Origin of the sequence: Agrobacterium sp. DSM 25558 (genome assembly GCF_900100825.1) — a bacterium.
Taxonomy (GTDB): Bacteria; Pseudomonadota; Alphaproteobacteria; order Rhizobiales; family Rhizobiaceae; genus Agrobacterium.
Window position 1 is genome coordinate 20690 of record NZ_FMUD01000011.1, and the last position, 22889, is coordinate 43578.

Here is a 22889-nt window from a genome sequence, read left to right on the forward strand (position 1 = left end):
CCTAGGCATCGGCCCGGCGCCAGCGTTCGGCCAACTGGAAGACAATAAACCCGGCAGGAAATTCAATGTTTGTAAGAAGTGTAGCAACCGCAGTCGCCATTCTGTTGACCAGTGTCGGCATAGCCTCTGCACAGTCGCCCACGCGCATCCAGCAGTTCAACGCATGGGGTGCTTATTCGTACAAATCGGGTAAAAGCACTGTTTGCTATGTTCTTTCCATTCCAACGACCAAGGAACCCGCAAGCGTTGACCACGGTGATATTTTCTTCATCGTCTCTCAGCGCCCTGGCCAGAATATCTCCTATGAGCCGCAGGCTATGGTGGGCTATTCCCTGCGCGAAAGCTCCAAGGTCAACGTCACCATCGACAACAAGAACTTCGTGATGTTCACCAAGGACAAGGCTGCCTGGGTTGAAAACGCCGCCGAAGAGCCCGCCCTTGTCGCGGCCATGAAAGTCGGCAAATCGATGACCGTCAAGGCGACATCGGCGCGCGGCACCGGGACAACCTACTCCTATTCGCTGTCCGGCATCTCGGCTGCTTTGAAGCAGATCGAAAGCTGCAAATAAGCCTATCTGATACGATATTGAGATGGCCGGTCCAGGACCGGCCATTTGCGTTTCTGCCGTTTTGATGCTAAAGGCGCGGCAACAAATACAGGCGGAAGCGCGAAACGTGCCCCGCCGTTGATTTTTCTCCACATGCAGACGATTTTCGCCTCACTTTCAGGCCTGTTTTCCGTTCTGCAATGGCTGATGGGATAAGACGATGTCCGTACTGGAAGCGACTGCTGATCTGGTGGTCAAAACGCCGATGATTTCGAACGCAGACCTCATGTCCGAAAAGCCGACGCTGATCGGCATGACGCGCGAAGAAATGGCCGATGCGCTGATAGACATCGGCGTGACGCAGAAGCAGTCGAAGATGCGCGTTAGCCAGCTTTGGAACTGGCTCTATGTACGCGGCGTCTCCGATTTCGACCACATGACCAATGTGGCCAAGGAATTGCGCGAAAAGCTGAAACTCCACTTTACCATTGCACGTCCGGAAATCGTTGAAGAGCAGGTTTCCAACGATGGCACTCGCAAATGGCTGATGCGCTTTCCGCCACGCGGCGCAGGCCGCCCGGTTGAGATCGAAACAGTCTATATTCCCGAAGAAGGTCGCGGCACGCTGTGCATTTCCAGCCAGGTTGGCTGCACGCTGACGTGCTCCTTCTGTCATACCGGCACACAGCGTCTGGTGCGCAATCTGACGGCGGAAGAGATTTTGGCGCAGCTTCTGGTCGCCCGTGATCGTCTCGGCGATTTCCCGGACCGTGAAGCGCCGCAAGGCACGATTATGCCAGCGGAAGGACGTAAGGTCTCCAACATCGTGATGATGGGCATGGGCGAGCCGCTTTATAACTTCGAGCATGTGAAAACTGCTTTGCTGATCGCAACAGATGGTGACGGCCTGTCGCTGTCCAAGCGCCGCGTCACGCTCTCCACCTCCGGCGTTGTGCCGGAAATCTTCCGCACCGGTGAAGAAATCGGCGTGATGCTGGCGATCTCGCTGCATGCGGTGCGCGATGAGCTGCGCGACATGCTGGTGCCGATCAACAAGAAATATCCGCTGAAAGAGCTGATAGACGCCTGCCGCAACTATCCCGGCGTGTCGAATGCGCGCCGCATCACCTTCGAATATGTGATGCTGAAGGACGTTAATGACAGCCTGGAAGATGCCAAGATGTTGACACAGCTTCTGAAAGGCGTTCCAGCCAAGATCAATCTCATTCCCTTCAACCCATGGCCGGGCACGAATTACCAGTGTTCCGACTGGGAGCAGATCGAAAAGTTCGCCGACTTTATCAATCACGCGGGCTATGCTTCGCCGATCCGCACTCCGCGCGGGCGTGATATCTTGGCAGCTTGCGGCCAGTTGAAGTCGGAATCCGAGCGGATGCGCAAGACCGAACGCATGGCTTTCGAGGCCATGATGATCGCCAATCATGGTGCCGACGACTGATAAAGAAAAAGAATTGATGGGTGCGTTCAGCCTTGCGCGATTGATTTCGTTTTAACCCTTTCTTAAAGAGGGCCAAGAAAACGAAACAATCGGAGGAATACCCTATGCGCGCACTCATTCTGGCGCTCGCCGCCGCGACGACCATTGCCCTGCCTGCAAAAGCTCAAGATGTGACCGTGGCCGTCACCGCCATCGTCGAACATCCGGCACTGGACGCTGCACGCGATGGCGTGAAGGCTGCTCTTGCCGAGGCTGGATATAAGGAAGGTGAAAACCTGAAATTCGTCTACCAGTCCGCCCAGGGTAATCCCGGTACCGCATCGCAGATCGCGCGTCAGTTCGTTGGCGATGCCCCCAACGTCATTGTTCCGATCTCGACACCGTCTGCGCAGGCTGTTGTCGCCGCCACTCGCGATATCCCCATCGTCTTCACCGCCGTGTCCGATCCGGTTGGCGCACAGCTGATCAAGTCCATGGAAAAGCCCGGTCGCAACGTCACGGGTCTTTCAGACAAGCTGCCGGTTGCCGAGCATCTGGCGCTGATCAAGGAAATCACCCCCAACGCCAAGACGATCGGCTACATCTACAATTCTGCCGAAGCCAATTCCGTATCGACGCTGGAGCTTCTGAAAGCTGAAGCCGAAAAGGCTGGTCTGAAGGTGGTGGAATCCGTAGCGACAAAATCAGCCGAAGTGCAGGGCGCAACCCGCGCCCTGGTGGGCAAAGCCGACGTAATCTACGTTCCCACTGACAACACCATCGTCTCGGCCTTCGAAGCCGCAGCCAGCGTTGCGTCTGAAGCCAAGATTCCGCTGTTTGCCGCCGATACGGATTCCGTTGCGCGTGGTGCAATTGCCGCCCTCGGTTTCAACTATTTCGACGTGGGCAAGCAGACCGGCGCTGTCGTCGTTCGGATCCTCAAGGGCGAAAAGCCCGGCGATATTCCCGCGTCCGTTGCCATCGGTACCGATCTCGTCTTGAACAAAAAGGCTGCTGAAAAGGCAGGCGTAACGTTCCCTGAGAGCGTGACGAAGCGCGCGACCAAGATTATCGACTAAAGCCCCCTCTACTCTCTCCGTCATCCTCGGGCCTGTCCCGAGGATCTACCCACGTTCAATGAAAGTTGGACGGCAGCAGATACTCGGGACATCCTCGGACTTGATCTGGGGGCCGAGCATGACGAAAGAGTGGATGGTCGCAAACCAAGGACATTTCACCGTGAGCCAAATCGCCTTCTGGGGTGCCGTTGAACTGGGGCTGGTTTTTGCCTTTGTCGCCATCGGCGTTTATCTCGCATTTCGTGTGCTCGACTTCCCTGACCTCACCGTCGATGGGTCGTTTCCGCTTGGCGCTGCGGTGGCCGCGGTGCTGATCGTGGCGGGATTCAATCCTTGGGCTGCAACAGGCGTTGCGATGGTTGCCGGTGCAGCAGCCGGTATGGTGACGGCTGTGCTGAATGTCCGCTTTAAAATCCTCAATCTTCTAGCCTCGATCCTGACCATGATCGCGCTGTTTTCCGTGAACCTGCGGGTGATGGGAAAGCCCAACGTCGCTCTACTCAATCAGGATACGGTCATCGAGCCGTTCTATGGTCTCGGCATTGCGGACTATCTGCTGCGCCCTCTTTTCGTCGGTGTGCTGGTAGTAATCGCAGTCATCCTCGTCTGGCGTTTTCTGGAAAGCGATGCCGGCCTTGCCATGCGCGCAACCGGTGCGAATGCCAGGATGGCGCGGGCACAGGGTGTGAAGACCGGCAACCAGATCTATCTCGGCATGGCGCTGTCCAATGCGTTGGTGGCCCTTGGTGGCGCCCTGTTTGCGCAGACCAACGGCTTCGCTGATGTGACCGCCGGTGTCGGCACCATCGTCGTCGGCCTTGCCGCCGTCATCATCGGGGAGACGCTATTTGGCTCACGCGGCATTTTGATTGCGCTCATCGGCTGCGTTCTCGGCTCCATTGCCTATCGTCTGGCGATCCAGCTTGCTCTATCAAGCGATGCGCTTGGCCTCAAAGCTTCCGACCTCAATTTCGTGACTGCCGTGCTGGTTGCCGTGGCGCTGATATTGCCGCGCCTACGCCGTGGGGGAGCAACATCATGATTTCATTGTCCGACATTCAAGTCGTCTTCGGACGCGGTACGCCGCTGGAGAAGAAAGCACTCGCCAAGGTCGATCTGACCATTGAGGATGGTTCTTTCGTGACCGTCATCGGCTCCAACGGTGCCGGAAAATCCACGTTACTGGGCGTTCTTGCTGGCGACGTTTTGCCGACGGCGGGCAAAGTCACCATCGGCAATGTGGATGTAACCCGCAAACCAACGGCAAACCGCGCAGGCCAGGTGGCCCGCGTATTTCAGGACCCCTTGACGGGAAGCTGCGGCACGCTGACCATCGAAGAAAATCTTGCGCTTGCTGCCGCACGCGGCAAAACACGCGGACTTCTGCCAGCACTTGGCGGTGGACGGCGGGCGTTTTTTCAGGAGCGTATCGCTTCCTTGAATCTTGGCCTCGAAAACCGGCTGAAAGACCGCATGGACCTTCTGTCAGGCGGTCAACGGCAGGCGGTTTCTCTGGTCATGGCGACGCTTGCGGGTTCGGATGTTTTGCTGCTGGACGAACACACGGCTGCACTCGACCCAGGCATGGCAGAATTCGTGATGGCCCTGACGCAAAAGGTCGTGGAAGAGCGCAAGCTGACGACTTTGATGGTCACGCATTCCATGCGCCAGGCGCTGGATTATGGCGATCGTACCATCATGCTGCATGCGGGTGAGATCGTTCTCGACGTATCCGGCGACAGCCGAAAGGGCTTGCAGGTCGAAGACCTGATCGAGATGTTCCGCAAGATACGCGGGCAGACCCTTGATGATGACGAATTGCTGATCGGCTAAGGACAGTTCACGTACAAAAGAAGACGCCGTGCATCGTGGGGTGATGCACGGCGTTTCGTTGCGCCGAGAGAAACTTACATTTTCGGCAGCAAGACCTTGTCGATGACGTGAATGACGCCGTTCGACTGCTTGACGTCAGCAATGGTGACATGGGCCACATTGCCGTTTTCATCGGTCAGCGTGATTTTTTTCATGTCGTATTTGGCTTTCAGCACACAGCCACCAACTGTCTTCACATCATGGGTGCCACCATCGTCCTTGATCATCTTTTCGATGGCAGTGGACATGGCGTCGGCAGCAACGACGTGGCAGGTCAGGATTTTCGTCAGTTTCGCCTTGTTCTCAGGCATCAGAAGCGTTTCGACTGTGCCCTTCGGCAAAGCTGCGAAGGCTTCGTTGGTGGGCGCGAAAACCGTGAATGGGCCTTTGCCCTGAAGCGTTTCCACCAGACCGGCTGCCTTGACGGCGGCGACAAGCGTGGTGTGATCCTTCGAATTCATCGCATTTTCAACGATGTTCTTGTTTTCGTACATCGCGGCACCGCCAACCATAGGGTTCTTGGCTTGAGCCGCAAATGCGACGGTCGAAAGGGCTGCGGCAAGCGCGATCATGCGCAGGCTGGACTTCATCATGGCGTTTTCTCCTCTGGTCCCGCCAATCGTCCCTGCGTTGTTGCAGGTGACGTATCCGGTACAAAAGAAGGTACGGGCCATGTTCAGGCAAAGTTTCAGCAGCCTTAAATTATTTTTAAAGCTGCCGTGTCGTGCCGCTGGCGATGACCGGCCCGGTCGGCTTGCCGGTGGGCGATCCACCATAGGGCTCCAGGCTGACGGCAAGCGTAATGCCGTCGTGAAGCTGCTCACGCATGTCGAGCGGAATGGTCATTTCGGCGTTTTTCTGCGGATCGACAAGGCCGAGCGAAATGGGCACGCCATCGGCCTTGACCAACCAAAGCTCGAGCGACTTCTGTGCCTTGTCGCCCGCCGCCATGGGCGTCAGTGCCATTCGACCTGAAGACGCGTCATAGGACACCATCAGGGCCATGGGATCGTCCGGCGAGGACAGTTCCGCCATATAGGACATCTGAAGCGACTTTGGCTGGGGCTGGGGCAGCATCACGAAGGTTATTGCTGCAATAGCCGCGCATGCGGTGGTCAACGCGCTGAAGCCACGCCAGAAGGCGAGCGAGCCCCATAGCGATGGCAGGAAGCCTGGCTTGACCTCAGATGTGAAAAGACGCGTCTCAATCGCAGGATAGGTCGCAGCATTCGGGGGAACCGGCTTGTACTCTTCGTTGAGACCAGAAAGATGCGCTTCCCACTGGCGTATGTTTTGCGCAAATGCGTCTTCGGAACGCATACGCTTCTCCACCTGCCGACGGTCGTCCGCAGACAACACGCCAAGCACATATTCGGCGGCGATCACGTCGTCCCTTGGAATGTCGCTGTCGTCAGGTTTCGTCATCGCTCCATGCACTCTTTCAGCTTGATGAGACTACGCCTCAACCACGTTCGCATCGTATTCAAGGGCACGGCATAATGCTGCGCCAGTTCCTGATAGCTCATTCCCTCCACATAGGCTTGCCGGACAGCGTTAGCCCTGCTTTCCTCCAGCTCACCCAGACACAAATCTATGCTGCGTCCTTCATCCTTTCGCAGCATCGCCTGCTCCGGATCCGGTCCTGTATCGACCAGATCAGGAACGTCGTCCAGCTCGCTGGCTATAGGCTTGCGCGCACGGATGATGTCTATCGCCTGATTGCGGGCAATGGCTGCCAGCCACACGTCGGCTGTGCCGGAGGTGGCGGAAAACAGCCGTGCACGCTGCCAGATTTTGACATAAACCTCCTGCAAAGCTTCGTCGGCGTCTGTACGGTCTTTGAGTATACGAAGGCATATCGAGAAAAGTTTCGAGCTCGTGCGCTTATAAAGGGAAGCAAATGCACTGCGGTCTGCCAAGGCGACAAGGCCGATCAGCGTGCTCAGGTCGTCTTGCCGCATCGCTCCATCCCGCCAGAAGGCCAGTTCCCGAATGGATCGCAAGCTGGCAGGGTGTTGCCTAAAAAGCAAGCACCGCTTTCCAATGGTTTCGACGAAAGATTACTGGGCCTGCGTGAAAAAAATCTTTGCGGCAAAAACTGAGAAGACGCCCGCAATCGTATAATCGAGACCGCGCAGAACTTTGGCGTTGCTTTGCAGCCATCCCGACAGGCGGTCGGCAGCCACGACGATGCCGATGCCAATCGGTAAGGCAACAACGATCGACCAGAGGCCCAGGAAAATCAGTTTTCCCGTCACATGCGGATCGGACGCGCTGACGAATTGCGGCAGGAACGTCATGAAGAAAATGATGACTTTCGGGTTCAGCAGATTGACCCAGATGCCGTTGAGCAATGCGGAGGTCAGCGAGGCCTGCGCCTTCTGATCCCGAGGGCGCTCCATGACGAAATTGGACCCTTTGCGGATGGCCTGAATGGCCAGCCAGACGAGATAGGCGGCACCACCCGTTTTCAACACCATAAAGGCCGTCGGCGAGGCAACGATAAGCGCCGCCACGCCAAAGGCAACAAGCATCGTATGCACTGTAATGCCCAAATTGGTGCCGACCAGCGTCATGAAACCGGATGCCCGTCCTTCACGCAAGGATCGGCTAATCCATAAGGTCATATCAGGGCCCGGCGTCACCGCCAGAAGCAGGATGGCGACGGTGAAGGCAATCATGGTCGGCAGGCTCGGTATGAAATCCACGGCGGCACCACACTTTCAAGGGTTTGATGCATGTTCATAACGCCGTTTCCAGAGCCTGCCAAGCCAGACAAAACGAGACCGCACCCGAAGGCGCGGCAGGCAGATCAGCTTTTCAGATAGGACTTGAAATCATCGCTGTAATCTTCGTGCCAGCGCGATAGAGGTGGGCGATTTTCCACCAGATCGTTTGCCGCCCAGAGGATGCGTTTCTCGTCCGTCTTGCGATCCACTTCGCCATCCGGGCATAGGATGTAGAAATCACCATTGCCGATGCTATCGATCATGAAATCGACCGTCTGTTCACCTGTCCAAGCGCCCGACGGCTTTTCCGTCCGGCCATTGGCGGTCAGGCCGGTGAAGACGAAGCCGGGGATGAGAAGATGTGCCGAAACATGGCCGTTCGGTGCGTTTCTCAATTCATACTCCAAGGCCTCGGTGAATGCCTTCACGCCTGCCTTGGACACGTTGTAAGCGGGATCACCCGGTGGCGTGGTGATGCCCTGCTTGGAGCCGGTGTTGATGATGAGGCCCGGCTCACCATGGGCCAGCATGCCGGAGCCGAAGACACGGCTTCCGTTGACCACGCCCATCAGGTTGACGCCGAAAACCTTGTCCCAGTTTGCCTGCGGGCCAAAGATGGCGCTGCCTGGCTGCACGCCCGCATTGTTCATCAGCACATGCACGCGCCCGAACCGCTGAATAACCGCGCGCTCCAGCGCCTCCAGCTCATCGAGTTTCGAAACATCTGTTGGAATGGAGACAATCTGCTCATTGCCATTCTCGGCAAGCATGGCGATCTCGCTTTGTGCAGCGGCAAGCCTCTCACCATCGAGGTCAACAAGCACAACGCTCATGCCGAAACTGGCGAATTTGCGGGCAGCGGCAAGGCCGATGCCGGATGCTGCGCCGGTGACGACGGCGACATTGTCTTGTGCGAATGCGTTGTGAAGGATCGTCATTGGTTTCTCCTTTTCGCTGCCGCTTCAAATCTCCGGCAGCGACGTTCCATGGAACCATGCGCTCTACTGACGCGATGTGCAGTCTAGTCTTATCGGCCCTCTAAGTCACATGAAGATGAAAGCGCTCCAACCGCATGCCGCTTTGCATTTTTGTTGCACACGCCGATAAACTCGCTAAAAGTGCCGAAATCCCAAGGAAAATGGCGATATCCTGATGTCGCCGACACGCAAATGGATTTCATTGATGGCCCTTCCAAAAGACGTAAAGAAAGTCGTTCTCGCCTATTCCGGCGGACTTGATACCTCCATTATTCTCAAATGGCTCCAGACCGAACTGAACGCCGAAGTGGTGACCTTCACCGCCGATCTCGGCCAGGGCGAAGAGCTGGCGCCTGCCCGTAAAAAGGCCGAGATGATGGGCATCAAGGAAATCTTCGTTGAGGATGTGCGCGAAGAATTCGTGCGCGATTTCGTCTTCCCGATGTTCCGCGCCAACGCCGTTTACGAAGGCGTCTACCTGCTCGGCACCTCGATTGCCCGCCCGCTGATTTCCAAGCACCTGATCGACATCGCCAAGAAGACCGGCGCCGATGCCATCGCACACGGTGCGACCGGCAAAGGCAACGACCAGGTTCGTTTCGAGCTTTCGGCCTATGCGCTGAACCCGGATATCAAGATCATCGCCCCATGGCGTGACTGGGAATTCAAGAGCCGTACCGATCTTTTGAACTTCGCCGAACAGCACCAGATTCCGGTTGCCAAGGACAAGAAGGGCGAGGCTCCATTTTCCGTTGACGCCAACCTTCTGCACTCGTCGTCCGAGGGCAAGGTTCTGGAAGACCCGGCGGTTGAAGCACCCGAATACGTGCACATGCGCACTATTTCCCCGGAAGCAGCGCCCGATAAGGCAACCGTCATCAAGGTTGGTTTCCGCAAGGGTGATGCCGTCTCCATCAATGGCGTTGAAATGTCGCCGGCAACGCTTCTGGCCGCACTCAACGATTACGGTCGCGACAACGGCATCGGACGTCTCGATCTGGTTGAGAACCGTTATGTCGGCATGAAGAGCCGTGGCGTTTACGAGACACCCGGCGGCACGATCCTGCTCACCGCTCACCGCGCCATCGAATCCATCACGCTTGACCGCGGTGCCGCTCACCTCAAGGATGAGATCATGCCGCGCTATGCGGAACTCATCTATTACGGCTTCTGGTTCTCGCCAGAGCGCGAAATGTTGCAGGCCCTGATCGACAAGAGCCAGGAACATGTCGACGGTGAGGTAACGCTGAAGCTTTACAAGGGCAATGTCATGGTCACCGGCCGCGAGAGCGACAAGTCGCTCTACTCCGACAAGCTGGTTACCTTCGAGGACGACCAGGGTGCATACGACCAGAAAGATGCGGCAGGCTTCATCAAGCTCAACGCGCTGCGCCTTCGCACGCTGGCCAAGCGCAACCTTAGCAAGTAAGCTGTTACAGAAATGACGTTGAAAGCCCCGGTTCTCCGGGGCTTTTTCATGTCTGCCTACGCGATATGATGACGAAACCAATATAGCTTGCAGCCGCACTCAGTTCCATCAGCGGAATGATGGTACCGAAGCCCACCAAGGGTGACCCGAACAGCGAGGCTGCGATCCCGGCTGCAAAACCCGCGCTCATTTGGATAAAACCCATCATGGCTGATGCAGACCCTGCAATATGGGGGAACTGCGTCATTCCGGCGGTGATGATGTAGGGGGTCAAAAGCGCAAGCCCGAATGTTGCCACGGCCACCGGGGTCATGATGGACAGGAAAGAGGGCGTGACGAGATGGACGGATAGAAAAATCAACAGGCCGCCCAGAGCCGACAGGGAAACACCGATCACCGGCGCGCGCCGGTCTCCGATTTTTTGCGCAAGGAGGCGCAGGGCAATCGAGCCGAAGAAGTAAGATCCCGATTGCATCAGCATACCCACACCGAATTCTGTCGGGGAAAGCTCGACTTCGTTGATGAGGACGAAAGGCAGCATGGTCGATTGGGCGTAAAGTGCGCCGACCGACCCGCCTAACACCAGCGCCGACAACAAAAACCGTGACGATGCCAGAAGCTCATCATAAGCACTGAGAAGGCGTGACGGACGAAGACGGCTCGGGTCCGGCACCGTCGTTTCGCGAAGACAAAAGACAATGGTGGTAATCGATATCAGTCCGAAAGCGAGCATCAAGGCGAAGACCGATTGCCAACCGAAGGCCAGCAACGACAAGCCACCAATCGTCGGCCCCGCCGCCGGACCGACCGCCAGCATGATGCCGATGAGGTTGAGAATGCGGGTTGCCTGTGGCCCGCTATACTGATCTCGCACCACGGCGCGGGCGACGGTCACGCCCACCGACGCCCCTATCCCCTGAATGAGGCGCGCGGCAAGCAGAGTGTCGACATTGGCCGCGAAAGCTGCAAGCGCTCCACCCACGAGGTAAATCAGGAGAAACAGAATGGTCGCCTTGCGACGGCCAAACGCATCCGACATCGCGCCTGAAACAAGCTGGGCAACGGCAAAGCCACCGAAATAGAGCGTCAAGCTCATCTTGATGGCCGATTCCGTCGTCGCAAACGCTCTCACGAGTTCAGGCATGGCAGGCGTGTAAATCGCCATCGAGACAGGGCCAAGTGCGGTAAGCATGGCACCGAGAATTGCGGTGCGGCGAACCGTCATGGCCGGAGTGGTGACGTTCATAAAGGGTTCTGCTGGTTTTTGTCGCTGACTGCGGTTTGCAGATTTTTCTGCATAATCGTCAGAAGCGCGTGAAATTTCTCAAAATCACCCTCGTCAAAACCGCTGGCCGCCTGATCTATCAACAGGCCGACCTCTTCACGAACAGCAAGCAGCAGATCAGAGGACGTTTGCGTCAGGTAGATGCACTTGGAACGACGGTCATCCGGGTTCGGGCGTCTTTCAACCAGATCGAGCGATTCCAGCCTGTCGAGATAGGTGCACACCGTCATTGGCTCGAGCCCGATGCGCGTGGCGATATCGGCCTGCTTGCTGCCATCGATGGCAGCAACGGTCAAAAGCGCCCTCGCCTCACCCGGTGTCAGGCCAAGTCCCGCGTCGCTGATGCGACGCTCGAAAGCGCTGTTCAGAAACCGGACACTGCTGTTGAGCAGGAATGCCAGCGATTCTTTTTCAGTCGAAGTGGCCATGCATCACCTGTTTCATAAGCGTTCCTTACTAAAAACTATGCGGCCATCTGGCAAGGGACAGCGCATGTTGTTGATCCCTAGATATTGAAACGCACTCGTAGCCATGCCCATATGGCGCATGAACAGCATCTGCATGAGGACGAACCGATGACATCGACCACAGCCCAATATTCCGCCATCACGGACTGGAACGGGACGAACGGGCTACCCCGGTTCGACGCTGTCAGGGACGAGGACTTTGCCGGTGCCTTCGAAACCGCGCTCGCAGCACATGATGCAGAAATCGACGCGATTGCCGATAATGCCGAGGCACCGAGTTTTGCCAATACCATTGTCGCTCTCGAAGTTGCCGGTGATGTATTGTCACGTGTATCTGCGTTATTCTGGAACAAGGCTGGCGCTCACACCAACCCCGATATTCAGGCACTGGAGCGCGATATTGCTCCGAAAATGTCGCGGCATTATTCGAAAATTGGCATGAACGAAGCGCTGTTCAAGCGCATCGACACGTTGTGGGAGAAACGCGACGAATTGGCCCTCACCGGTGAAGAACTGCGCGTTCTCGAACGTCACTGGAAGGGCTTCGTGCGCGCCGGTGCCAAGCTTGCCAAAGACCATCAGGAACGGCTGGCCGCCATCAACGAGGAACTGGCCGGGCTCGGCGCAAAATTCGGACAGAATGTTCTCGCGGACGAGAAAAGCTGGAAACTGCTTCTTACCGAAGAAGACGAGCTCGCAGGCATCCCCGATTTTCTGAAAGATTCCATGGCGGGTGCTGCGCGCGAGCATGGCGAAGACGGCAAATTCGCCGTCACCCTGTCGCGCTCCATCATCGAACCGTTCCTGACATTTTCCGAACGCCGCGATTTGCGGGAGCAAGCCTTCAAGGCTTGGGTCGCCCGCGGTGAGAATGGTGGAGAGACCGACAATCGCGAAACGGTGAAGCGAACGCTGGAACTGCGTGACGAAAAAGCAAAGCTTCTCGGCTACGTAAATTTCGCTTCTTACAAGCTGGATAACACCATGGCGAAAACGCCGGATGCCGTGAACGCGCTTTTGACCCAGGTTTGGGAAAAAGCTGTCGAGTGCGCCGGTGAAGAAGAGACCGAACTGGCAGCCGTCATCAGAGATGAAGGCAAAAACCACGATGTCATGCCGTGGGACTGGCGTCATTACGCCGAAAAACTGCGGGCGAAAAAATTCAGTTTTTCCGAGGCCGAGCTTAAGCCCTATTTACAGCTGGAAAAGATCATCGAAGCCTGCCTCGACGTGGCACAAAGGCTTTTCGGCATCCGTGCCGTCGAGCTTAAAGATGTCACCGCTTACCACCCGGATGTCCGCACATTCGAAATTCGCAATGAACCGGGCGACCTTGTCGCCATGTTCCTCGGCGATTTCTTCGCCCGGCCATCGAAACGTTCCGGCGCATGGATGAGCGCGTTCCAGTCTCAGCACAAGCTGCCCCTGAAGAACGGTACGGTTGGTGAATTGCCGATCATCTACAATGTCTGCAATTTTGCCAAACCATCACAGGGCAAGCCAGCGTTGCTCTCTCTGGACGATGCCCGCACACTGTTTCACGAATTCGGCCATGCGTTGCACGGCATGCTATCCAACGTGACCTACCCATCGGTTTCGGGAACAGGCGTCTCCCGTGATTTCGTGGAACTGCCATCGCAGCTTTACGAACACTGGCTGACCGTGCCTGAAATCCTTGAGAAATATGCCCTTCACTACGAGACCGGCGCTCCGATGCCAAAGGCACTGCTGGACAAGGTTCTGGCCGCCCAAACCTTCAATGCCGGCTTCAACACGGTCGAATTTACCTCGTCGGCACTGGTCGATATGGCCTTCCATACACGCGGTACCGTCGATGACCCGATGGCGGTACAGACCGAAATTCTGGCATCGCTCAACATGCCGAAATCCATCGTTATGCGCCACGCGACGCCGCATTTCCAGCACGTCTTTTCAGGCGATGGATATTCAGCGGGCTACTATTCCTACATGTGGTCGGAGGTTCTCGATGCAGATGCCTTTGCGGCCTTCGAAGAAACTGGCGACCCCTTCAACGCCGAAATGGCCCGCAAGTTGAAGGACAACATCTACGCCGTCGGCGGCTCTATTGATGCGGAAGAAACCTATCAGGCGTTTCGTGGCAAGATGCCAAGCCCCGATGCGATGTTGCAAAAGCGCGGCCTTGTTACTGGTTGAGCTTGGCAGAAGGCACCCGAAAACTGTCATAAAACTCTGATACGGCGTTTCTGCAAGGGGCTTATGTGGTTGCCCCCCTTTCGCATTTGCAAAAAAAAGGTTATAGGCCCGCCAGACTAAATTGGCGCATCTAAGATATGACGCCCCAACTTCAGAGATATTAAACAATGGCAATTCGCAACATCGCGATTATCGCGCACGTTGACCATGGCAAAACGACGCTCGTTGACGAGCTTCTGAAACAGTCCGGTTCGTTCCGCGAAAACCAGCGCGTTGCAGAGCGCGTCATGGACAGTAACGACCTGGAAAAAGAACGCGGCATCACCATTCTCGCCAAGGCGACGTCTGTCGAGTGGAAGGGTGTTCGCATCAACATCGTAGACACCCCCGGCCACGCCGACTTCGGTGGTGAAGTCGAGCGTATCCTGTCGATGGTGGACGGCGCGATCGTTCTGGTCGACTCGTCTGAAGGCCCAATGCCGCAGACCAAGTTCGTCGTATCCAAGGCGCTCAAGGTTGGTCTCCGCCCGATCGTCGCGATCAACAAGATCGACCGTCCCGATGGCCGCCACGAAGAAGTCATCAACGAAGTGTTCGACCTTTTCGCGAACCTCGATGCGACCGACGAGCAGCTCGACTTCCCGATCCTTTACGGCTCCGGTCGCGATGGCTGGATGAACGTCAACCCGGAAGGCCCGAAGGACGAAGGTCTGGCACCGTTGCTCGATCTCGTTCTCAAGCACGTGCCTGAGCCAACGGTTGAAGAAGGTCCGTTCCGTCTGATCGGCACGATCCTCGAAGCCAACCCCTTCCTCGGCCGCATCATCACCGGTCGTATCGCATCCGGTTCGATCAAGCCGAACCAGGCCGTCAAGGTTCTGGGCCAGGATGGGAAGATCATCGAAACTGGTCGTATTTCGAAGATCCTCGCTTTCCGCGGCATCGAGCGCACAGCCATCGATGAAGCCCATGCAGGCGACATCGTTGCCATCGCCGGTCTCTCCAAGGGCACCGTCGCCGACACGTTCTGTGATCCTTCGGTTACCGAAGCCATGACCGCACAGCCAATCGATCCGCCAACGGTAACGATGTCCTTCATCGTTAACGACTCGCCGCTGGCCGGCACCGAAGGCGACAAGGTTACGTCGCGCGTTATCCGCGATCGTCTCTACAAGGAAGCCGAAGGCAACGTGGCGCTGAAGATCGAAGAAGCCGAAGGCAAGGATTCGTTCTTCGTGTCCGGCCGTGGCGAATTGCAGCTTGCCGTTCTCATCGAGACTATGCGTCGCGAAGGCTTCGAGCTTGCTGTTTCGCGTCCGCGCGTTGTGATGCAGAAGGACGAGAACGGCCAGACCATCGAGCCGATCGAAGAAGTCGTGATCGACGTGGATGAAGAGCATTCCGGCATCGTTGTTCAGAAGATGTCCGAGCGCAAGGCAGAAATGACCGAGCTTCGTCCATCCGGCGGCAACCGCGTTCGCCTGAAGTTCCTGGCTCCAACGCGTGGCCTCATCGGCTACCAGTCCGAACTTTTGACGGATACACGCGGCACGGCAATCATGAACCGTCTGTTCCACTCCTACCAGCCGTTCAAGGGTGCTATCGCTGGTCGCGTCCAGGGCGTTCTGTTGTCGAACGGTTCCGGTGAAGCTGTTGCCTACGCCATGTTCAACCTTGAAGATCGCGGCCCGATGATGATCGAGCCCGGCGAAAAGGTTTATGCTGGCATGATCATCGGCATTCACACACGCGACAACGACCTCGAAGTCAACGTTCTCAAGGGCAAGCAGCTCACCAACATCCGCGCCGCCGGTAAGGATGAAGCCGTGAAGCTGACGCCTCCGATCCGCATGACCCTTGACCGCGCTCTGTCGTGGATTCAGGACGATGAGCTGATGGAAGTGACGCCAAAGTCCATCCGTCTGCGCAAGATGTTCCTGGACGCCAACGATCGCAAGCGTTTCGACAAGGCAAAGCTTGCTGGCTGATTTCTGACAGAGTTTCTAAATCAAGAACCCGGCCTCCGCGCCGGGTTTTTTGTTATCTGGCCTCTTCTTTACGCACCCGGCATTTATTCCCGGGACTGAGTCGGACGGCGCTTGCCTCAATGGTAAATATAGCGTTAATTTTCTGGCATCATCCACATGAATAGGCTGTGGGTAAGCTTCACGCCGTTAACCTTTATGGCTGGTAAGTTTTCCCCGTCGGGATCAGAATCGCGTTATGAAAACGTTATCCATAGACATTCGCCGAGCAGAGCCGGACGATGCGCGCGCCATTTCCGACGCGCACAGATCGTCCTGGCAGCAGGCCTATGCGGGTCTCATTCCCCATAAGCCACTTCGGCAAATGCTGGACCGCCGCAATGAGATGTGGTGGCGCAAAGCAACACGCGGTTCGGCCACCATGCTGGTCGTAGAAATTTCCGGCGTTGTTGCGGGATACACAACACTGGGCCTCAGCCGTGCGCGTGGCCTTCCCTATGATGGCGAAATCTACGAGATTTATCTGCGGCCTGAATATCAGGGTATGGGGCTCGGCTCCGTGCTTTTCATCGAGGCACGGCGTCTGCTGAAATCTCTCGGCTGCAATGGTGTCGTCGTGTGGTGCCTTGAAGATAGCGATGTCGCCAGCCGTTTCTTTCGCTCGCATGGCGGCAAGGACGTGGCGGAAGGCATGGAAGATTTTGACGGCACCCAATTGCGTAAGCTCGGCTACGTCTGGCACTAAAACTCCCGATCCCTCACCTGTTTTTCAAGCAAACGCATCCTGACGTCTCTATGTTTCGACAGGTGTACCATGCAGGCTCGGTTTGGCCTTCAAATACACGCGATTGTGCGCTATTGCCGCAGTAGGCGTTTATTATGGCCCTGCTATCAGTAAGATTTCGGAGTGAGAGATGGAAAAGTTCACCAAACTGACGGGTGTTGCCGCCCCCATGCCGGTCGTTAACATCGACACGGATATGATCATTCCGAAGGACTATCTCAAAACCATCAAGCGCACCGGCCTCGGCACCGGCTTGTTCGCAGAATCGCGCTATCTGGAGGATGGTTCGCCCAACCCGGATTTCATTTTGAACAAGCCCGCCTATCAGAACGCGCAGATTCTCGTGGCTGGTGATAATTTCGGCTGCGGTTCGTCGCGTGAACATGCGCCGTGGGCGCTGCTGGATTTCGGCATTCGCTGCGTCATCTCCACCAGCTTTGCCGATATTTTCTACAGCAACTGTTTCAAGAACGGCATTCTGCCGATCGTCGTCAGCCCGGAAAATCTGGAAAAGCTGATGGATGACGCATCGCGCGGCTCCAACGCCGTTGTCACCGTCGATCTGGAAAATCTCGAAATCAGCGGCCCTGATGGCGGCACGATCTCGTTCGAACTCGATGAGTTCAAGCGTCACTGCATGTTGAACGGCCTCGACGATATCGGCCTGACGCTGGAACATGCCGGTGCCATTGATACGTTCGAGAAAAGCAATGCCTCCGCCCGCCCCTGGGCCTAATCGCTTCCGCCCGCATTCAGAGCCGGTTTGATCTCCACCCGTACCGAATCGCCTCTTGCCTTCCTTGAAATAGGCCATCTGCAAGGCTAAGAAGCCCGCACCCCGCAACGATTGACGTTGCGGGAAAAGGATTTTGACGCGCCTGCCGCTTAAACCAAACAAGGTTTTGCGGCGTGGCCAAGGAGGGTTTTCATGACAGTGCGCACGCTTTTCCTGCTGCCCGGTGACGGCATCGGCCCCGAAGCCATGGCTGAGGTCCGCAAGCTGATCGATTATCTGAACAGCGAAAAGGCCGCAGGCTTTACGACCGAAGAAGGCCTCGTCGGCGGCAGCGCCTATGATGCCCATGGCGTGGCAATTTCCGACGCAGACATGGAAAAGGCGCTCGCGGCAGACGCCATTCTGTTCGGCGCCGTTGGCGGCCCCAAGTGGGATGGTGTTCCGTACGAGGTAAGACCCGAATCCGGTCTCCTGCGCCTGCGCAAGGATTTGGAGCTGTTCGCAAACCTGCGCCCGGCGATCTGCTACCCGGCGCTCGCTGCCGCGTCCTCGCTGAAGCAGGAACTGGTCGAAGGTCTCGATATCCTCATCGTTCGTGAATTGACGGGCGGCGTTTATTTCGGCGAGCCGAAGCAGATTATCGATCTCGGCAACGGCCAGAAGCGCGGCATCGACACCCAGATCTATGACACGTTCGAAATCGAGCGCATTGCCAGCGTTGCCTTCGAGTTGGCACGCACCCGCGACAACCGCGTCTGCTCCATGGAAAAGCGCAACGTCATGAAGTCGGGCGTGTTGTGGAACCAGGTCGTCACCGAAACCCACGCGGCGAAATACAAGGACGTGCAGCTGGAGCATATGTTGGCCGACGCCGGTGGCATGCAGCTGGTGCGCAAGCCAAAGCAGTTCGACGTCATCGTTACCGACAATCTGTTCGGCGACATGCTCTCCGACGTGGCCGCTATGCTGACAGGCTCTCTCGGCATGCTGCCATCGGCCTCGCTTGGCGCGCCGGATGCCAAGACCGGTAAGCGAAAGGCGATGTATGAGCCTGTGCATGGCTCTGCCCCTGACATTGCCGGCAAGGGCATCGCCAACCCGATCGCTATGATCGCGTCCTTTGCCATGTGCCTGCGCTACTCGTTCAACATGGTGGATGAAGCCACCAAGCTGGAAACAGCCATCGCCAACGTGCTGGACAAGGGCATCCGCACCGCAGACATCGTCTCAGATGGCAGCCGTCAGGTCAGCACGTCTGAAATGGGTGACGCAGTATTGGCAGAATTCAAGGCGCTTTTGGCGGCGTAAGAGAGACCGGCTGGGCAGGGGGCGTTGCGCCTTGCCCAGCATTATTCTCAGATAAGAGATGTTCATATCTTTTGTCGGTCAGCGTTTTCAAAAACGCGACGATAGCATCCACCCGCTTGTCATCCAGCGCGGGTGCCGCCGTCAGCTCCGTCATGGCGATATTGTCAGCCACCTCAGGCGCATCCCATGCCTGCCCCGTTTCAGGGTTGATCTGACGGCTGGGCTTCTTGCTTTTGTATTTCACGTAAAACAGCACGACCGTGCGCAAATCTTTGAACACGCCATTGTGCATGTAAGGACCGGTCACAGCGACATTGCGGAGAGTCGGCACCTTGAACTTGCCGCGCTGTGCCGGATCGCCCGCAACAGCAGGGTTCTGTGCCAGCCCAAGATCGACAGCATCAGGCTTCGCCCCATTCGCTGCCCTGACAGCCTTGTTGGCGGGAACGCCGATGTTGAAATATTTGTGGTTGGTGAAGATGCCATCGGAGAGCCCGTTCGTACCTCTGATCTCATGACACGTATTGCAGTTGGTAAACTGGGTTGAAGAGATCAGCACCCGGCCAAGCTCTTCCTGATCCGTCAGCTTTTCCTCACCACGCAGGAAACGATCATATTTCGAATCGAAGGTCGAAAACTCCTCGGAACGCTCAAAGGCAGCGAGCGCCTTGGTCATTGCCGCAAAGGCGGCATCATCGGTCTTGAATACATCACCACCGAATTGCGTGCCGAAAGCTGCTGCATAATCCGGGTTTTCCTTCAGCCGCTTCGCGACAGTGGCCTTGTCCGGCATGCCCATTTCAATCGGGTTCAACGGAGGGCCAGCGGCCTGGTCTTCCAGGGAGGACGCACGCCCATCCCAGAACTGACCGCCAACATATTCGCCCGCCGCGTTTTTGCCGAAAGGTGGCGAGAATTTCGCATAGGCAGCACTTGGCGCATTGCGGTCGCCCAGAGAGCCGCCATCGTCCCCCAGAGACACATCATGACCGACTTTGTCGCTCTCGCGTGCATCGGTAAAGCCTGCCGCCTCCATGTGGCAGGTGGAGCAGGACATGGTGCGGTTCATAGAAAGGTTGTTATCGTGGAAGAGCGCGGCACCCAGCTTTTCCAGCGTGGCGTAATCTTCCCCACTATGCGCAGGATCGCCAGTCCCGATACCGGCGGGCAACAGGAGACACGCACTTGCAGTGATGACGCAGATGATATGCCTGATCATGGCAGACGCCGAAATCGATGAAACTGGGGTGCTCTATAGCACCTCAATTCCGCGAAGCACAGAAACTTTCTGTGCCCGCTCCACTTTGCCGCAGCGGATGGTTCAGTCGATCTGGAAATAATTCTCGAAGGATTCCGGAAAGTTCTGTCGTGCCACCCGTTCATCGATAACGAGCATGGATTGGTAAGACAGGGGATCGAAATCCTTGTCCGCAGGCAGCACTTCACGACCGAACAACAGGCTTAGACGGGCCGCATCGAGGTTTCCACGCTCGAACGGCTCGTTGCCGAACTGGTGCCACAGCGCATGCAGGAAGGCTGCATCCACCTTGTGTTCCGCCGAGTCATTCCGTGCACGGCGCGGAATATGTTTGACGGGCGTTACGCCGCGCGGATTTGCGCGGCGTATGGTGAACTGTATACCCGTGCTCGGCATGCCGGATGGAAAGCCGCGGTGTTTCGTCATTTCAGGCAGCTTTGCCATCGTCTTTTCCTTATGCTTTGCCGATTTTGTCCTGTGTCTTCGTGTCGAAGTCGGACGCATCGTGGCGTTCGTGCAATTGTTCCGAAGGATCGCCATTGACCTTGTTGACCATGCGACCCCGCTTTACCGCTGGACGTTCCGCAATCTCGGCCGCCCAACGCTGAAGGTTCTTATAGCTTTTCACATCCAGAAAGACATCAGCCTTCGGATAGGACTGTCCACGAGCCAGATTGCCGTACCATGGCCAGACTGCGATATCCGCAATCGAATATTCCGAACCGGCCAGATACTGGTTCTCTGCCAGATGGCGGTCCAGCACGTCAAGCTGTCGCTTGGCTTCCATTGCAAAACGGTCGATGGCATATTTGATGTGAATCGGCGCATAGGCGTAGAAATGGCCGAAACCACCGCCGAGATACGGGCCGGATGCCATCTGCCAGAACAGCCAGTTGATCGCCTCGGTGCGGCCCTTGTGATCTTTAGGCAAAAATGCACCGAACTTTTCTGCGAGATAAAGCAGGATCGATCCGCTTTCGAACACACGCGTCGGCTCAGGAGTTGAGTGGTCCACCAGCGCCGGGATTTTCGAATTCGGATTGGCTTTGACGAAATCGGAGCCAAACTGGTCGCCATCGCCGATACGGATCAGCCAGGCATCATATTCAGCACCCGTATGCCCTGCCGCCAGCAGCTCTTCCAGCATGATGCCGATCTTTTGGCCGTTGGGCGTCGCCAGCGAATAAAGCTGCAAAGGATGTTTGCCGACGGGCAATTCCTTATCGTGGGTTGGGCCAGCAATCGGGCGGTTGATATTGGCGAACTGACCGCCATTGCCCTTTTCCCATTCCCAGACATCGGCTGGTTCGTAACCGGCGGGAAAGTTATTTTCGGGGGATTTCTCGGTCATGAAAATCTGTCCTTGTTGAATGGATCAAGCGCCAGCGTCAGCACCCGTACACCAATATAGGAAGACAGCAAAATTCCTCCACCGCAACATCGATGAGAAAAACTTAACCTTTGGCGATCGCATGAAAAAACGTGCCCGTAACGAAGCCGCGCCTACCACCCGATGCGCCAAGCGGCTTGCCAGGCCCATCGGCGATCTGCGCGAAGGGGTCATCACGACCTGGGTCGATGACACGGGCATAGTGAAATTCGTGGCCGCGCAGCACATCACCCGCCTGTCCCAACAAGCCATCGGCGGCGATTGTCGCTTGCCGATACCCAAGGTTCATCTTGCGCTTTGCAAAGCTTGTGGCGTGCGACAGAAGGCCTGTCATCGCATGGGTGACCCCATCTGCATCTTCCAAGGCTTCACCCAGCACCATATAGCCGCCGCATTCGCCATGAATGGGCTTCGTTTGAGAAAAACGCGCCACACCAGCCTTGAAAGTGTCGGCGGAAGCAAGTCGCCCTGCATAAAGCTCAGGATATCCACCAGGTAACCAGCAGACATCGCAGGACGCATCCGGTGCTTCATTGGCCAGCGGCGAGAATGGAACGATCTCCGCACCCGCCTCACGCCAATGGCGCTGGAGATGGGGATAGAGAAACGTAAAAGCCGCATCCTGCGCCAGCGCAATACGCTGACCGGGTGGCGCAATGGCCGCCTCCACTGAGCCCTGCGACAAGTCGACCGGGCGTGCGAGTGCCAGGAGTGCATCGAGATCGATAGAGCTTTCCATCGCCTCAGCGAGACGTTCGATATGCGCATCGATTTCCGGGTGCTCGCTGGCCTGCACCAGCCCCAAATGCCGTTCCGGCAGCACCAGAGACGGATCACGCATCACGCAGCCCGCGACCGGCAGGCCGATCTTTTCGATGGCGTCTGAGCAAAGCGTGCGGTGCCTTTCGCTGCCCGCGCGGTTCAGCACCACCGCAGACATTTTCACAGCAGAATCGTAATGGGCAAAACCATGGGCGACAGCCGCCGCCGTCTGCGATTGGCCAGAGATATCCAGCACCAGCAGCACCGGTATGCCGAACAGCCGCGCCAAGTCAGCCGCCGACCCCGTTCGGTTCTCCGGCACCACGATGCCATCGAACAGGCCCATAGCACTCTCGATCAGCACCAGCTCCGCATCCTCAGCATGCTGCGCAAACAGATGCCGCAGCAAATCCGGCTGCATAGCCCAACTGTCGAGATTGAGGCCCGGACTTCCCGCTGCGAATGCGTGAAAGCCGGGATCGATATAGTCAGGCCCGGTCTTGATGCCGCGTACTTTGACGCCACGCCGTGCAAAGGCGCGCAGGAGCCCGATGGTGACGCTGGTCTTGCCGGAACCCGAACGCGGCGCACCGATGATGATCGCGCGTGCCGTCATACCCCTCTTCCCTTATTCCTGTGCTTGTCACAGGAATCCAGCCAGACCAAG

The 22889-nt window shown here is 56.9% G+C and carries 22 protein-coding genes; 11 read left to right on the forward strand and 11 right to left on the reverse strand.

The genetic code is table 11. The features are described from left to right. Nucleotides 1–65 precede the first annotated feature (65 nt). The 5 genes from DSM25558_RS11490 (at nucleotide 66) to DSM25558_RS11510 (ending at nucleotide 4898) form a co-directional block, all read left to right on the forward strand. Nucleotides 66–569 (forward strand): invasion associated locus B family protein, encoded by a 504-nt coding sequence (locus DSM25558_RS11490; RefSeq protein WP_077104869.1) that lies wholly within the window; start codon nucleotides 66–68, stop codon nucleotides 567–569. Between the two features lie 199 nt (nucleotides 570–768). Beyond that, a complete protein-coding gene (gene rlmN, locus DSM25558_RS11495) occupies nucleotides 769–2007 on the forward strand; it encodes a dual-specificity RNA methyltransferase RlmN (protein ID WP_077104871.1) in 1239 nt (412 codons plus the stop codon). A 104-nt stretch (nucleotides 2008–2111) separates the two neighbouring features. Further along, nucleotides 2112–3065, forward strand: a complete 954-nt coding sequence (locus DSM25558_RS11500) for an ABC transporter substrate-binding protein (RefSeq protein ID WP_077104873.1) — start codon at nucleotides 2112–2114, stop codon at nucleotides 3063–3065. Between the two features lie 160 nt (nucleotides 3066–3225). Beyond that, the gene (locus DSM25558_RS11505) at nucleotides 3226–4107 is read left to right on the forward strand and encodes an ABC transporter permease (RefSeq protein ID WP_077105003.1); all 882 of its coding nucleotides are present in this window, start codon (nucleotides 3226–3228) and stop codon (nucleotides 4105–4107) included. Further along, nucleotides 4104–4898 carry an ABC transporter ATP-binding protein gene (locus DSM25558_RS11510; protein ID WP_077104875.1) on the forward strand — a complete coding sequence of 265 codons (795 nt, stop codon included), beginning with the start codon at nucleotides 4104–4106 and terminating at the stop codon, nucleotides 4896–4898. The genes DSM25558_RS11505 and DSM25558_RS11510 overlap by 4 nt, the downstream gene beginning before the upstream one ends. 74 nt (nucleotides 4899–4972) lie before the next feature. Here DSM25558_RS11510 and DSM25558_RS11515 read toward each other — a convergent pair whose 3' ends face one another. From DSM25558_RS11515 to DSM25558_RS11535, 5 genes are all read right to left on the reverse strand, one after another. Next, nucleotides 4973–5530, reverse strand: a complete 558-nt coding sequence (locus DSM25558_RS11515; RefSeq protein ID WP_077104877.1) for a fasciclin domain-containing protein — start codon at nucleotides 5528–5530, stop codon at nucleotides 4973–4975. A 115-nt stretch (nucleotides 5531–5645) separates the two neighbouring features. Then, nucleotides 5646–6362, reverse strand: coding sequence for an anti-sigma factor (locus tag DSM25558_RS11520; protein ID WP_077104879.1), 717 nt, complete (start codon nucleotides 6360–6362; stop codon nucleotides 5646–5648). Continuing rightward, a complete protein-coding gene (locus tag DSM25558_RS11525; RefSeq protein ID WP_077104881.1) occupies nucleotides 6359–6898 on the reverse strand; it encodes a sigma-70 family RNA polymerase sigma factor in 540 nt (179 codons plus the stop codon). The genes DSM25558_RS11520 and DSM25558_RS11525 overlap by 4 nt, the downstream gene beginning before the upstream one ends. A 99-nt stretch (nucleotides 6899–6997) precedes the next feature. After that, nucleotides 6998–7645, reverse strand: a complete 648-nt coding sequence (locus tag DSM25558_RS11530) for a LysE family translocator (protein ID WP_077104883.1) — start codon at nucleotides 7643–7645, stop codon at nucleotides 6998–7000. 104 nt (nucleotides 7646–7749) lie between these two features. Then, nucleotides 7750–8604, reverse strand: coding sequence for an SDR family NAD(P)-dependent oxidoreductase (locus DSM25558_RS11535; RefSeq protein ID WP_077104885.1), 855 nt, complete (start codon nucleotides 8602–8604; stop codon nucleotides 7750–7752). Nucleotides 8605–8848: 244 nt separating this feature from the next. On the opposite strand from DSM25558_RS11535, the gene DSM25558_RS11540 reads away from it, so the two are divergent. After that, entirely contained in the window at nucleotides 8849–10072 is a 1224-nt protein-coding gene (locus tag DSM25558_RS11540; RefSeq protein ID WP_077105004.1) for an argininosuccinate synthase, read from the forward strand. A gap of 46 nt (nucleotides 10073–10118) precedes the next feature. On the opposite strand, the gene DSM25558_RS11545 is transcribed toward DSM25558_RS11540, so the two are convergent. Together DSM25558_RS11545 and DSM25558_RS11550 are read right to left on the reverse strand one after the other, a co-directional pair. After that, nucleotides 10119–11297, reverse strand: coding sequence for a multidrug effflux MFS transporter (locus DSM25558_RS11545; protein WP_077105005.1), 1179 nt, complete (start codon nucleotides 11295–11297; stop codon nucleotides 10119–10121). A gap of 17 nt (nucleotides 11298–11314) precedes the next feature. Then, a complete protein-coding gene (locus DSM25558_RS11550) occupies nucleotides 11315–11785 on the reverse strand; it encodes a MarR family winged helix-turn-helix transcriptional regulator (protein WP_077104887.1) in 471 nt (156 codons plus the stop codon). A 147-nt stretch (nucleotides 11786–11932) separates the two neighbouring features. Between DSM25558_RS11550 and DSM25558_RS11555 the strand changes: the two genes are divergently transcribed. From DSM25558_RS11555 to leuB, 5 genes are all read left to right on the forward strand, one after another. Further along, nucleotides 11933–13999, forward strand: a complete 2067-nt coding sequence (locus DSM25558_RS11555) for a M3 family metallopeptidase (RefSeq protein ID WP_077105006.1) — start codon at nucleotides 11933–11935, stop codon at nucleotides 13997–13999. 167 nt (nucleotides 14000–14166) lie between these two features. Next, nucleotides 14167–15987, forward strand: coding sequence for a translational GTPase TypA (gene typA, locus DSM25558_RS11560; RefSeq protein WP_077104889.1), 1821 nt, complete (start codon nucleotides 14167–14169; stop codon nucleotides 15985–15987). Between the two features lie 235 nt (nucleotides 15988–16222). Further along, complete coding sequence (locus tag DSM25558_RS11565; RefSeq protein ID WP_077104891.1) at nucleotides 16223–16729, forward strand: GNAT family N-acetyltransferase; 507 nt, start codon at nucleotides 16223–16225, stop codon at nucleotides 16727–16729. 169 nt (nucleotides 16730–16898) lie between these two features. Then, the gene (leuD, locus tag DSM25558_RS11570) at nucleotides 16899–17504 is read left to right on the forward strand and encodes a 3-isopropylmalate dehydratase small subunit (protein WP_077104893.1); all 606 of its coding nucleotides are present in this window, start codon (nucleotides 16899–16901) and stop codon (nucleotides 17502–17504) included. Between the two features lie 192 nt (nucleotides 17505–17696). Then, on the forward strand, nucleotides 17697–18812 hold the full coding sequence (gene leuB, locus DSM25558_RS11575; protein WP_077104895.1) for a 3-isopropylmalate dehydrogenase: 1116 nt from the start codon (nucleotides 17697–17699) through the stop codon (nucleotides 18810–18812). Here leuB and DSM25558_RS11580 read toward each other — a convergent pair. The 4 genes from DSM25558_RS11580 to DSM25558_RS11595 all read right to left on the reverse strand — a co-directional run bounded on the left by DSM25558_RS11580 (nucleotide 18790) and on the right by DSM25558_RS11595 (nucleotide 22838). Next, nucleotides 18790–20031 (reverse strand): cytochrome-c peroxidase, encoded by a 1242-nt coding sequence (locus DSM25558_RS11580; RefSeq protein WP_077104897.1) that lies wholly within the window; start codon nucleotides 20029–20031, stop codon nucleotides 18790–18792. The two genes, leuB and DSM25558_RS11580, sit on opposite strands and share 23 nt — an antisense overlap. Nucleotides 20032–20133: 102 nt before the next feature. Further along, the gene (locus DSM25558_RS11585; protein ID WP_065700668.1) at nucleotides 20134–20514 is read right to left on the reverse strand and encodes a hypothetical protein; all 381 of its coding nucleotides are present in this window, start codon (nucleotides 20512–20514) and stop codon (nucleotides 20134–20136) included. Nucleotides 20515–20524: 10 nt separating this feature from the next. Further along, on the reverse strand, nucleotides 20525–21421 hold the full coding sequence (gene yghU / locus DSM25558_RS11590) for a glutathione-dependent disulfide-bond oxidoreductase (RefSeq protein ID WP_077104899.1): 897 nt from the start codon (nucleotides 21419–21421) through the stop codon (nucleotides 20525–20527). Between the two features lie 103 nt (nucleotides 21422–21524). Beyond that, the gene (locus tag DSM25558_RS11595; RefSeq protein ID WP_077104901.1) at nucleotides 21525–22838 is read right to left on the reverse strand and encodes a cobyrinate a,c-diamide synthase; all 1314 of its coding nucleotides are present in this window, start codon (nucleotides 22836–22838) and stop codon (nucleotides 21525–21527) included. Nucleotides 22839–22889: the final 51 nt, after the last annotated feature.

Coding starts and splice junctions, on each gene's coding strand:
- DSM25558_RS11490 (WP_077104869.1), top strand. CDS start 66: ATGTTTGTAAGAAGTGTAGCAACCGCAGTCGCCATTCTGTTGACCAGT.
- rlmN (WP_077104871.1), top strand. CDS start 769: ATGTCCGTACTGGAAGCGACTGCTGATCTGGTGGTCAAAACGCCGATG.
- DSM25558_RS11500 (WP_077104873.1), top strand. CDS start 2,112: ATGCGCGCACTCATTCTGGCGCTCGCCGCCGCGACGACCATTGCCCTG.
- DSM25558_RS11510 (WP_077104875.1), top strand. CDS start 4,104: ATGATTTCATTGTCCGACATTCAAGTCGTCTTCGGACGCGGTACGCCG.
- DSM25558_RS11515 (WP_077104877.1), bottom strand. CDS start 5,530: ATGATGAAGTCCAGCCTGCGCATGATCGCGCTTGCCGCAGCCCTTTCG.
- DSM25558_RS11520 (WP_077104879.1), bottom strand. CDS start 6,362: ATGACGAAACCTGACGACAGCGACATTCCAAGGGACGACGTGATCGCC.
- DSM25558_RS11525 (WP_077104881.1), bottom strand. CDS start 6,898: ATGCGGCAAGACGACCTGAGCACGCTGATCGGCCTTGTCGCCTTGGCA.
- DSM25558_RS11535 (WP_077104885.1), bottom strand. CDS start 8,604: ATGACGATCCTTCACAACGCATTCGCACAAGACAATGTCGCCGTCGTC.
- DSM25558_RS11540 (WP_077105004.1), top strand. CDS start 8,849: ATGGCCCTTCCAAAAGACGTAAAGAAAGTCGTTCTCGCCTATTCCGGC.
- DSM25558_RS11545 (WP_077105005.1), bottom strand. CDS start 11,297: ATGACGGTTCGCCGCACCGCAATTCTCGGTGCCATGCTTACCGCACTT.
- DSM25558_RS11550 (WP_077104887.1), bottom strand. CDS start 11,785: ATGGCCACTTCGACTGAAAAAGAATCGCTGGCATTCCTGCTCAACAGC.
- DSM25558_RS11555 (WP_077105006.1), top strand. CDS start 11,933: ATGACATCGACCACAGCCCAATATTCCGCCATCACGGACTGGAACGGG.
- typA (WP_077104889.1), top strand. CDS start 14,167: ATGGCAATTCGCAACATCGCGATTATCGCGCACGTTGACCATGGCAAA.
- DSM25558_RS11565 (WP_077104891.1), top strand. CDS start 16,223: ATGAAAACGTTATCCATAGACATTCGCCGAGCAGAGCCGGACGATGCG.
- leuD (WP_077104893.1), top strand. CDS start 16,899: ATGGAAAAGTTCACCAAACTGACGGGTGTTGCCGCCCCCATGCCGGTC.
- leuB (WP_077104895.1), top strand. CDS start 17,697: ATGACAGTGCGCACGCTTTTCCTGCTGCCCGGTGACGGCATCGGCCCC.
- DSM25558_RS11580 (WP_077104897.1), bottom strand. CDS start 20,031: ATGATCAGGCATATCATCTGCGTCATCACTGCAAGTGCGTGTCTCCTG.
- DSM25558_RS11585 (WP_065700668.1), bottom strand. CDS start 20,514: ATGGCAAAGCTGCCTGAAATGACGAAACACCGCGGCTTTCCATCCGGC.
- yghU (WP_077104899.1), bottom strand. CDS start 21,421: ATGACCGAGAAATCCCCCGAAAATAACTTTCCCGCCGGTTACGAACCA.
- DSM25558_RS11595 (WP_077104901.1), bottom strand. CDS start 22,838: ATGACGGCACGCGCGATCATCATCGGTGCGCCGCGTTCGGGTTCCGGC.